The 9,907-nt window shown below is 74.6% G+C and carries 11 protein-coding genes; 4 read left to right on the top strand and 7 right to left on the bottom strand.

Translation table 11 applies throughout. The features are described 5' to 3' along the window. Window positions 1-437: 437 nt before the first annotated feature. Both L7D48_RS20540 and sigE read right to left on the bottom strand, forming a co-directional pair. A complete protein-coding gene (locus L7D48_RS20540; RefSeq protein WP_237881174.1) occupies window positions 438-1,385 on the bottom strand; it encodes an anti-sigma factor in 948 nt (315 codons plus the stop codon). Further along, window positions 1,382-2,152 carry an RNA polymerase sigma factor SigE gene (sigE, locus tag L7D48_RS20535; RefSeq protein WP_237881172.1) on the bottom strand — a complete coding sequence of 257 codons (771 nt, stop codon included), beginning with the start codon at window positions 2,150-2,152 and terminating at the stop codon, window positions 1,382-1,384. The genes L7D48_RS20540 and sigE overlap by 4 nt, the downstream gene beginning before the upstream one ends. A 151-nt stretch (window positions 2,153-2,303) precedes the next feature. Here sigE and L7D48_RS20530 point away from each other — a divergent pair, with 151 nt between their 5' ends. Further along, a complete protein-coding gene (locus tag L7D48_RS20530; protein WP_237881169.1) occupies window positions 2,304-3,002 on the top strand; it encodes an O-methyltransferase in 699 nt (232 codons plus the stop codon). 151 nt (window positions 3,003-3,153) lie between these two features. Here the strand turns inward: L7D48_RS20530 and L7D48_RS20525 are convergent, their stop codons facing one another. Then, window positions 3,154-3,321, bottom strand: a complete 168-nt coding sequence (locus tag L7D48_RS20525; RefSeq protein ID WP_014137929.1) for a DUF3117 domain-containing protein — start codon at window positions 3,319-3,321, stop codon at window positions 3,154-3,156. Window positions 3,322-3,610: 289 nt separating this feature from the next. Between L7D48_RS20525 and L7D48_RS20520 the strand changes: the two genes are divergently transcribed. Then, window positions 3,611-4,399, top strand: a complete 789-nt coding sequence (locus tag L7D48_RS20520) for an enoyl-CoA hydratase/isomerase family protein (RefSeq protein WP_237881168.1) — start codon at window positions 3,611-3,613, stop codon at window positions 4,397-4,399. A gap of 89 nt (window positions 4,400-4,488) precedes the next feature. Here the strand turns inward: L7D48_RS20520 and L7D48_RS20515 are convergent, their stop codons facing one another. Beyond that, window positions 4,489-5,088, bottom strand: a complete 600-nt coding sequence (locus tag L7D48_RS20515; RefSeq protein WP_308312322.1) for a DNA-3-methyladenine glycosylase I — start codon at window positions 5,086-5,088, stop codon at window positions 4,489-4,491. Next, window positions 5,085-5,531, bottom strand: a complete 447-nt coding sequence (locus L7D48_RS20510; RefSeq protein ID WP_237881165.1) for a DivIVA domain-containing protein — start codon at window positions 5,529-5,531, stop codon at window positions 5,085-5,087. Before L7D48_RS20510 ends, L7D48_RS20515 begins: the two co-directional genes overlap by 4 nt. A 129-nt stretch (window positions 5,532-5,660) precedes the next feature. Here L7D48_RS20510 and folP point away from each other — a divergent pair, with 129 nt between their 5' ends. After that, window positions 5,661-6,521, top strand: coding sequence for a dihydropteroate synthase (gene folP, locus L7D48_RS20505; RefSeq protein ID WP_206348618.1), 861 nt, complete (start codon window positions 5,661-5,663; stop codon window positions 6,519-6,521). Window positions 6,522-6,558: 37 nt separating this feature from the next. Here the strand turns inward: folP and L7D48_RS20500 are convergent, their stop codons facing one another. Further along, complete coding sequence (locus L7D48_RS20500; protein ID WP_237881163.1) at window positions 6,559-7,359, bottom strand: TIGR00730 family Rossman fold protein; 801 nt, start codon at window positions 7,357-7,359, stop codon at window positions 6,559-6,561. Window positions 7,360-7,532: 173 nt separating this feature from the next. Continuing rightward, window positions 7,533-8,651: a succinyl-diaminopimelate desuccinylase gene (gene dapE, locus L7D48_RS20495; RefSeq protein ID WP_237881161.1), complete on the bottom strand. Its 1,119-nt coding sequence runs from the start codon at window positions 8,649-8,651 to the stop codon at window positions 7,533-7,535. Between the two features lie 83 nt (window positions 8,652-8,734). Between dapE and L7D48_RS20490 the strand changes: the two genes are divergently transcribed. Further along, window positions 8,735-9,664, top strand: coding sequence for a heavy metal transporter (locus L7D48_RS20490; RefSeq protein WP_237881159.1), 930 nt, complete (start codon window positions 8,735-8,737; stop codon window positions 9,662-9,664). Window positions 9,665-9,907: the final 243 nt, after the last annotated feature.

Here is a 9,907-nt window from a genome sequence, read left to right as displayed (position 1 = left end):
GCCCAGGGGCCGGGACCGCCGTAGGGCGGGGTGCCGTACGGATCCTCCCCGTGCAGCGGGACCGGCGAGCCCTGGGGCGTACGGGCGCCTCCGGCCACCGGACGCGGGGCCGAGACCCCACGCGGACGGCTCCACCACGTCGGCCGCTGCCCGGCGGCCTTCCCCTCGTCCATGTTCTCCCCAGCATCGGCCCGCGTCTCGCTCCGTGCGGACTCGCACCACATCCCCACGATTCAACCAGTTCCGCCCCCGTCGGCGAAGCCGGACCGGCCGGGGCCGCGAGGTTTCCCCCGCGGGGACCGCAGGGACGCGTCACCGCCCCGGCGGAACACCGGGGCAACGGGGCTCACAGGGGATCGCGGAGGCGTACAGGGGTACGGACGGGCCGCGCCGTACGGGCGGCCCGTCCGCGCGGCACCGGAGACGGTCGGAGACGGTCAGCGGCCCGGCGGGAGCGTGGGCGCCGGAGTGGCGCCCGCCGGGGCGGTGGGCGTGGCCGAGGGGGCCGCGGCCATGGGGGTCGCCGCGATGAGCGGCTGCCTGACGGGCTCCTGCCGCTCCGGCGGCCCCTCGCCCGGCGGCGTCCCGTACTGCGTGGGGTGTATCAGCGGCGGGTGCAGGGTGGGCAGCACCTCGATCACCGGCACCACCGTCAGCTCGTGGGGCCGGGGGGCGTAGGCGGCCTCCAGCGGTGACACCGACAGCACGGGCGGCCGCGTCGGCGCCACGGCCGGTCCGCTCGGCGTGCCGCTCGTCCCCTTCCCCGCTCGCTGCCCCGGTCTGCCGCCGCTCCGCTCGCCGCCGCGCTCCGTCCCGACGGCCGCCGTGCGCGGCGAGCGGGCGCTCGTACCGCCGTCCCCGCCCGCGGCGACCGTGGAGCCGCCGGTGGCCGCCGAGGTGAGCGCGCCGCCGATGGCGAAGGCCGCCAGCGAGACCGCGCCCGCCGCCGCGAAGGCGAAGCGGCGGCCGCGTGAGGAGGAACGGTCCGCCTCATGGACCCGGTGGATGCGGAATCCGCGGTCGGAGGTGAGCACGCTGTCGGCCGGCAGGTACTCGAAGTCCCAGGGGGACGAGGATGCGGAGGAGTCCGGCGGCCCGCCCCGGCCCCGTCCGGGGTCGTCGTCCAGTCCTCCGGGCAGCCCCTGGAGCCTGGCCAGCAGCCGCTCCGAGGGCGGCGGGGGCGCGGCGTCCGCGAAGACGCTCTTCAGCCTGCGCTGCGCGTCGGCCTCCGCCTTGCAGGTGTGGCAGGTCGCCAGGTGCGCCAGGACGCGCTCGCGTGTCTCGTGACCCAGTTCGCCGTCCACCAGGGCCGCCAGCCGGTCGCCCAGGTGCTGCTCGGCCGGGGTCGGCTCCGGGGCGGGTACGCCGTCGTGTGTGCCGCTCACGCGGTGCCGCCCTCCCCTCCCACGGCGCCGGGGAGGGCCCCGGCCAGAGCGCGCTGCCCGCCACGGGCCCGGGGGGACCGGTGCTTGAGGGCCTTGCGCAGATGGGAGCGGCCGCGGTGGATGCGGCTGCGGACCGTGCCGAGCTTCACGCCGAGCGTCGCGGCGATCTCCTCGTAGGACAGCCCCTCGATGTCGCAGAGCACCACCGCCGCCCGGAACTCCGGGGCGAGGGTGTCCAGCGCCTGCTGGACGTCGGCGTCGAAGTGGGTGTCGTTGAAGTGCTGCTGCGGCGAGGGCTCGCGGCTGGGCAGCCGCTCGGCCGCGTCGTCGCCGAGGGCGTCGAAGCGGATGCGCTGCTTGCGCCGCACCATGTCCAGGAAGAGGTTCGTGGTGATGCGGTGCAGCCAGCCCTCGAAGGTGCCGGGGGTGTAGGTGGACAGCGAGCGGAAGACCCGGACGAAGACCTCCTGGGTCAGGTCCTCGGCGTCGTGCTGGTTCCCGGTGAGGCGGTAGGCGAGGCGGTAGACCCGTGCGCTGTGGGTGCTGACGATCTCCTCCCAGGTGGGAGGCGTCCACGCCGGAGCGTCCGCGTCGGTTGCGAAGGTCGCGGTGGTCACGGAGTCGGCGGCGTGGCGGTGGTCAGCGGTGTCGTTCACGGATTTCGGCTCGCCGGAGGACCTGAGGAAGCGCCTGAGCACTTTCCGGTCGCCGGCCGCAGCCGCACCTCCCCTGTCGGCTCTGGTGGTGTCCAGTGGAGTCCCTACCATAGCCACCTCGCCCGTTAGCTCCGGATAAGCTTCTTTGGCCCTCTTACCGCCGAGTGCCATGTACGTTCCCCCGCCACTCGCCGTACGGCTTCCACACAACCAACGCGCGGTCCCATCTGCGGGTTCCCGGCACCAGCGGATACAGTCACGGTTGCGGGCACCACGGGGACAGGAGAGGGCAATTACCGGCAACCGGCAGACGAGCTGGGCGTTCGCCGACGCGTACGGCGCGGAGAACGTCCAGCACGCCGAGCGCTCCGAGCACTCGGCGGCGCTGCGCTGGGCCCGCGACCGGGCCCGGGAGGCGGGCCTGCGCGCGGTGTCGGACGGCACGGGCGCCGCGCTGCGGCTGCTGGCCGCGGCCGTGGACGCCAAGGCGGTCGCCGAGATCGGCACCGGCACGGGGGTGTCGGGCATCCACCTGCTGCACGGCATGCGGCCCGACGGCGTGCTGACGACCGTGGACACCGAGCCGGAGTGCCAGCAGATCGCCCGCCAGGCGTTCCGCGCCGCGGGCTTCGCGGCCAACCGCGCCCGCTTCATCCCCGGCCGCGCCCTGGACGTCCTGCCCCGGCTCGCCGACGGCGGTTACGACCTGGTCTTCTGCGACGGCGACCGGACGGAGTGCCTGGAGTACCTGGGCGAATCGTTGCGCCTGCTACGCCCGGGCGGACTGGTCTGCTTCGAGGGCGTCTTCGCCGACGGCCGCACCGTCGACTCCTCGTCCCAGCCCGCGGAGGTCCTCAGACTGCGCGAACTGCTGCGCACCGTCCGGGACAGCACCTCGCTGCTGCCCTCGCTGCTGCCGGTGGGCGACGGTCTGCTGTGCGCGGTCAAGCGCCACCACTGACCGCCACCGCCGACCGCGGCCACCTACCACGGGCCACCGCCGACCGCCGGACCGGTCGCCCGACGGCACACCGCCGCCCCCGGGGGCCGTGCTCTCCCGGGGGCGGCGGTGGTGGTGCGAAGGCGGTGTGCGCCGGAGGTCTTGTCGCTCCTCAGCCGCAGGCCTTCTTCAGAGCTTCGCCGAGTGCATCCGCCTCGTCAGGGGTGAGCTCGACGACGAGTCGTCCACCGCCTTCGAGCGGAACGCGCATGATGATGCCCCGCCCCTCCTTGGTCACCTCGAGCGGGCCATCGCCCGTCCGCGGCTTCATGGCCGCCATGCTCGTTCCCCTTCCTGAAACCAGCTGATCTCAGCCGGGCAACCCAGGTGTCGCCGGCGTCGAACACATTGCTTCTTGGCCATTATCCCGCATCGCACGACCTCATGACCAACATCGGTCCGTATCCCTTGCACAACACCCTCGCGCAAAACCACCCAATTCGGGGATCAGGCTGCAATACTGCGCCCTTTCTCCCCCAGGAGGGCACCGCGGCCGTTTGACGCAGGTCACACGCGGCTCGCACGCGGGCCCGTACCGGCCCCCGCCGTTCCTTGCCATGCTGGCCCCCATGTCAGACAACGTCGTCTACGAAGTTTCCGGAGGGCTGGCGACCGTCACCCTCAACCGCCCCGACGCCATGAACGCGCTCGACACCGCGCTCAAGGAGGCGCTGCGGGACGCCCTGCGGGAGGCGGCCGGCGACCCGGCGGTGCGCGCGGTGCTGCTGACCGGCAGCGGGCGGGCGTTCTGCGTCGGGCAGGACCTCAAGGAGCACGTCGAGGAGCTGCGGCGCAGCGGCGGCGCCGCGCTGGACACCGTGCGCGAGCACTACAACCCGATCACCCTGGCGATCGCCTCCATGCCCAAGCCGGTGGTGGCGGGCGTCAACGGCGTCGCGGCCGGCGCCGGGGCGGGGTTCGCCTTCGCCGCCGACTACCGGGTGGTCGCCGACACCGCCTCCTTCAACACCTCCTTCGCCGGGGTGGCGCTCACCGCCGACTCCGGGGTGTCCTGGACCCTGCCGCGCCTGGTCGGCCCGGGCCGCGCCGCCGAACTGCTGCTCTTCCCGCGCAGCGTGAAGGCGCCCGAGGCCCTGGAGTTGGGCATCGCCAACCGGGTCGTCCCGGCCGACCGGCTGGCGGCCGAGGCCGAGGAAGCGGCCCGGCGGCTCGCCGAGGGGCCGACGGTCGCGTACGCCGCGCTCAAGGAGTCCCTCGCCCACGGCTCCTCGCACTCACTGGCCGAGACGCTGGAGAAGGAGGCCGAACTCCAGGCCCGGGCCGGCGCCTCGGAGGACCACAGGGCCGCGGTGGAGGCGTTCGTCGCCAAGGAGAAGCCCGTCTACCGCGGACGCTGACGCCCCGTCGGGAGGCGCCCGGCGTCCGGAGGGCGCCGGGCGTCGGACGCCGGGCGTCGGGCGGCGGGCGCGGGACGCGTGGCGCGGGCTCAGCCGGCGGAGCGCGGGGCGCGGGCGCAGCAGTCCGCCAGGTGGTCGTCGACCAGGCCGCACGCCTGCATCAGGGCGTAGGCCGTGGTGGGGCCGGTGAAGCGGAAGCCGCGCCTCTTCAGCTCCTTGGACAGCGCCGTGGACTCCGGCGTGATCGCGGGCACCTCGGCGAGCGTGCGCGGCGCGGGACGGCCGGCCGGGTCGGGGGCGTGGGACCACACCAGGGCGTCCAGTTCGCCCGGCTCCCACTCGGCCGCGACCCTCGCGTTGGCGATGGTCGCGTCGATCTTGGCGCGGTTGCGGATGATGCCCGGATCGGCGAGCAGCCGTTCCCGGTCGGCGTCGGTGAACTCCGCCACCTCCGCGATCCGGAAGCCCGCGAAGGCCGCCCGGAAGCCCTCCCGCCGGCGCAGGATGGTCAGCCAGGACAGCCCGGACTGGAACGCCTCCAGGGACAGCCGCTCGAACAGCGCGTCGTCGCCGTGCACCGGGCGGCCCCACTCGGTGTCGTGGTAGGCGGTGTAGTCCTCGGTGGACAGGCCCCACGGGCAGCGCAGCCGCCCGTCCGGTCCGGGGAGCGCCCCGCCTCCGGCGGTCACCGCGGCTCCCCCGGTCCGCCGGGCTCCTCGCCGGGCACAGCGCCGGACTCCCCGCCAAACGCCGTGCCGGGACGGTCCCCGGGGCCGCCGCCGGGCTCGCCGAACATGCCGGGCCCGCCCAGCGCCGCCGCCTGCGTGCCCGCCAGCGACGCCTCCAGTTCGGCGATCCGGGCGTCGCGCTCGGCCAGTTCGGCGCCGAGCCGGTCCAGCACGTCGTCCACCTCCTCCATCCGGTAGCCCCGTACGGCCTGCGGCAGCCGCAGCGCCTCCAGGTCGGAGCGGTTCAGGGGGCGGTCGGGCGGCAGCCATGCCTCGGTCCGGTCCGGCAGGGCGTCGGCGAGTCCGCCCGTCGCGGTGCGGCCCGGCCCGTCGCCACCCCCCACCACGGCCAGCGCGACCGCGGCGACCACCACGACCAACGCGATCAGCAGAAACCAGAACACGCCATCTCCCCGGGTCCGACACGCCAAACGGCAGGTACAGGTCTGCTGCGATCGTGCCACGGCGGGAGAGCTAGGGTCGGCTGCGGGGCACTGTGCGGTGCCGGGGAGCGCGGGAGGAGAGGACAGCGGATGCTGCGGCTGGGACGGCGCGAGTTCGGCGAGCACGAGACGGTGGTCATGGCCATCGTGAACCGGACGCCGGACTCCTTCTACGACAGGGGCGCCACCTTCCGCGACGGACCGGCCCTGGACCGGGTCGAGCAGGCTGTCGCGGAGGGCGCCGCCATCATCGACATAGGGGGTGTGAAGGCCGGCCCCGGCGAGGAGGTCTCCGCCGAGGAGGAGGTGCGCCGCACCGCGGGCTTCGTCGCCGAGGTGCGACGGCGCTGGCCGGACGTGGTGATCAGCGTGGACACCTGGCGGCACGAGGTGGGCGAGGCAGTCTGCGAGGCGGGCGCGGACCTGCTCAACGACGCCTGGGGCGGCGTGGATCCGAAGCTGGCCGAGGTGGCGGCGCGGTACGGCGCCGGACTGGTGTGCACCCACACCGGCGGCGCCGCGCCGCGCACCCGCCCGCACCGGGTGGCGTACGACGACGTCATGGCCGACGTGCTGCGCCGCACGGTCGCGCTCGCCGAGCGCGCGGTCGCGGCCGGGGTGCGGCGGGACGCGGTGCTGATCGACCCCGGCCACGACTTCGGCAAGAACACCCGCCACTCGCTGGAGGTCACCCGGCGGCTGGAGGAGATGGTGGCCACCGGGTGGCCGGTGCTGGTGTCGCTGTCCAACAAGGACTTCGTCGGGGAGACCCTGGACCGGCCCGTCAAGGAGCGGCTGACCGGAACCCTGGCCACGACCGCGGTCTCCGCCTGGCTGGGCGCGCGGGTCTACCGCGTCCACGAGGTGGCCGAGACCCGCCAGGTGCTCGACATGGTGGCCTCCATCGCGGGTCTGCGCCCGCCGGCCGTGGCCCGCCGGGGCCTGGCCTGAGCCCTTCCTCCGGCCCGGCCGGGGCGCGCCGGACCGGTCAGTCCGGGTCCTCCGGCCGGAAACCCTCCCCCGACGCCCCCTTGCCGGAGGTCTCCTTGGTGACCAGGGCGATCGCCTCGTCCACGTCGTCGGTGAGGTGGAAGAGCTCCATGTCCTGCGCGCCGATCTTCCCGCTGGGCACGACGGTGGCGCGCAGCCAGTCCACCAGTCCCCGCCAGTAGTCCGTGCCGAACAGCACGATCGGGAAGCGGGTCACCTTCCGCGTCTGGACCAGGGTGATCGCCTCGAACAGCTCGTCCATCGTGCCCATGCCGCCCGGCAGGACGACGAAACCGCTGGCGTACTTCACGAACATCGTCTTGCGCACGAAGAAGTAGCGGAAGTTGACGCCGATGTCGACATAACGGTTCATCCCCTGCTCGAAGGGCAGCTCGATGCCCAGGCCGACCGAGGTGCCGCCCGCCTCCCTGGCGCCCTTGTTGGCCGCCTCCATCGCACCCGGGCCGCCGCCGGTGATCACCGCGAAGCCGGCCTCCACCAGCGCCCGCCCGATCCGCACCCCGGCCTCGTACTCGGGCGAGCCCTCGGGTGTGCGCGCCGAGCCGAAGACGCTGATGGCGGGGCCGATCTCGGTCAGGGTGCCGAAGCCCTCGACGAACTCCGACTGGATGCGCATGACCCGCCACGGGTCCTGGTGCAGCCAGTCCGAGGGTCCGGCGGTGTCCAGCAGACGCTGGTCGGTGGTGCTGTGCTGCACCTGGCCGTGGCGGCGCAGCACCGGTCCGAGGCGCTGCTCCCGCGGTGCGTCCCCCTGCTCGAACTCCTCCGCACTGGCCATGCCGTACTCCCTTGTCGACGCCGACGTACAGGCCGCCAGGGTACGCAGGTCCGGATCACACGGAGCGGAACTTCCACGGAGCGGAACTTCCCCGGACGTACCGGCGGCCGGCTGATGTCGCGGGGCCCGCACCGGCGGTGCGGGCCCCGCGACATCAGCCGATACCCAGCGGTTCAGGCGGTAAGCCAGGCGCGCAGCCGTTCCTCGCAGTGGCCGATCAGCGCCGTCTCCACCCTCTCGTCGCGCTTGTGCGCCAGATTCGGGTCCCCGGGGCCGTAGTTGACGGCGGGCACACCCAGCGCGCTGAACCGGGAGACGTCGGTCCAGCCGTACTTCGGCCGCACCTCGCCGCCGACCGCCTCGACGAAGGCCGCCGCGGCGGGGTGCGTCAGACCGGGCCGTGCCGGGCCGGAGCTGTCCTCCACCTCGAACTCCGCCACACCGCAGCCGGCGAACACCTCCCGCACGTGGGCGAGCGCCTCCTGTTCGGTGAGGTCGGGCGCGTAGCGGTAGTTGACGGTCACGGTGCACTCGTCGGGGATGACGTTGCCCGCGACGCCGCCGGTGATCCCCACGGCGTTGAGGCCCTCGCGGAACTCCAGCCCGTCGACCACCGGCCGCCTGGGCTCGTACGCGGCCAGCCGGGCCAGGACCGGCGCGGCGGCGTGGACGGCGTTGACGCCCTTCCAGCTCCGCGCCGAGTGGGCGCGTTGCCCGGTCATCCGCAGCCCGACCCGCAGCGTGCCCTGGCAGCCGCCCTCGACCTGCCCCTCGGAGGGCTCCAGCAGCACCGCGAAGTCCCCGGCCAGCCAGTCGGGGTGGGCGCTCGCCAGGTGGCCGAGGCCGTTGAGGTGGGCGGCGACCTCCTCGTTGTCGTAGAAGACGAAGGTCAGGTCGCGGTTGGGCTCGGGCACGGTGGCGGCGATCCTGAGCTGGACGGCGACCCCGGCCTTCATGTCGGAGGTGCCGCAGCCCCACAGCACGCCGTCCTCCAGCCGCGAGGGCACGTTGCCCGCGATCGGCACGGTGTCGATGTGCCCGGCCAGGACGACCCGTTCGGCCCGGCCGAGTGCGGTGCGTGCGACGACGTTGTTGCCGTACCGGTCCACGCGCAGGTGCGGCAGGGCGCGCAGCGCGGTCTCGATCGCGTCCGCGAGCGGTTTCTCGTCTCCGCTGACCGAGGGGATGTCGACCAGGCGCGCGGTCAGCGACGCCCCGTCCAGGGTCAGGTCCAGGGCCGGATCCGGGCTCTCCCCGGGGGCGGTTCCCGGGATTTCGGGGGCACTCTCCATGCGGCCGACCCTACCTGGCGCCCGCCCGTGGGATCCGCGTCACGTCCGGGTCCCGGACACGGCGGGGCCGGTACCTTTGTCGCGTGTCCGAGCGAGCTTCAACTCCACGCCGCGGCAGGCTGCTGCGCCTGGCCGCCGCGTGCGTCGTACTGCTCGGACTCGCCGGGTACCTCCTCGTGCGCCACGATCCCGGCGGGTCCGGACCGGCACGCTGCACCGTGACCGCGGCCGGCGGCGAGCCGTACGTCATCGAACCGCAGCAGGCCGCCAACGCCTCGACCATCCAGGCCGTCGCCTCCGCCCGCAGGCTGCCCGAGCGGGCCGTCACCATCGCCCTGGCCACGGCCATGCAGGAGTCGGCGCTGCGCAACATCGACTACGGCGACCGCGACTCCGTCGGCCTCTTCCAGCAGCGGCCCTCCCAGGGCTGGGGGACGGCGGAGCAGATCATGGACCCGGTGTACTCGGCCGGGAAGTTCTACGAGCACCTGGCGGAGATCCCGGGCTACTCCCGGCTGCCCCTGACCGTCGCCGCCCAGCGGGTGCAGCGCAGCGGCTTCCCCGACGCCTACGCCAAGCACGAGCCGAAGGCGGCGCTTCTGGCCGCCGCGCTGACCGGCCGCCGGGCCGCCGCCCTGAACTGCGTGCCCGCGAAGGCCGCCCCCGGGGAGACGGCCGCCGGCGACCCGGTCCGGGTGCGCGAGCGGCTGGTCCGCGAGTTCGGCGCGGACGTCCTGCCGGACGCCCCCGGCATCGACGGCGGCGGCGCCGGGCGCAGCGCGCCCGGCCCGGTGGTCTCCGTCCCCGTCCACACCCCGGCGCGCGCCGGCGGGGCGGACGCCGACCGCCGCGGCTGGGAGCTGGCGCACTGGGCCGTGGCCCACTCCCAGGAGCTGGGGATCGAGCGCGTCTCCTACGGGAAGCGGGTCTGGGAGGCCGACCGGGCCGCCGAGGGCTGGCGCACGGCCGGGGACGAGGCGGGCTCCGAGGTCGTCATCGCCACCTCGCGCTGACCGCCGGCCTCCGCTCCAACTCCGCCCCGGCTCCGTGCGGTGGCGCGGTGCCGGAGCGGAGGGGCTGAGGGGTGTCCGCCGCGTCACCGCACGGCGTCTCCCCCGTCACCCGAACGGGGGGTCGTGCGCCATCGCCGCCAGGCCCTCGAAGGCCGCCGGCGCGGCCCTTGGCCCGGCTCCGCCAGATCGCGGAAAACCCATGGCCGCACCGGGATCCGGCGCCCTCCGGGAGCCCCCCGGAGC

The sequence above is a fragment of the Streptomyces sp. ICN903 genome (assembly GCF_022015835.1).
Classification (GTDB): Bacteria; Actinomycetota; Actinomycetes; order Streptomycetales; family Streptomycetaceae; genus Streptomyces; species Streptomyces fenghuangensis.
This window is presented reverse-complemented; position numbering and strand designations above follow the sequence as displayed.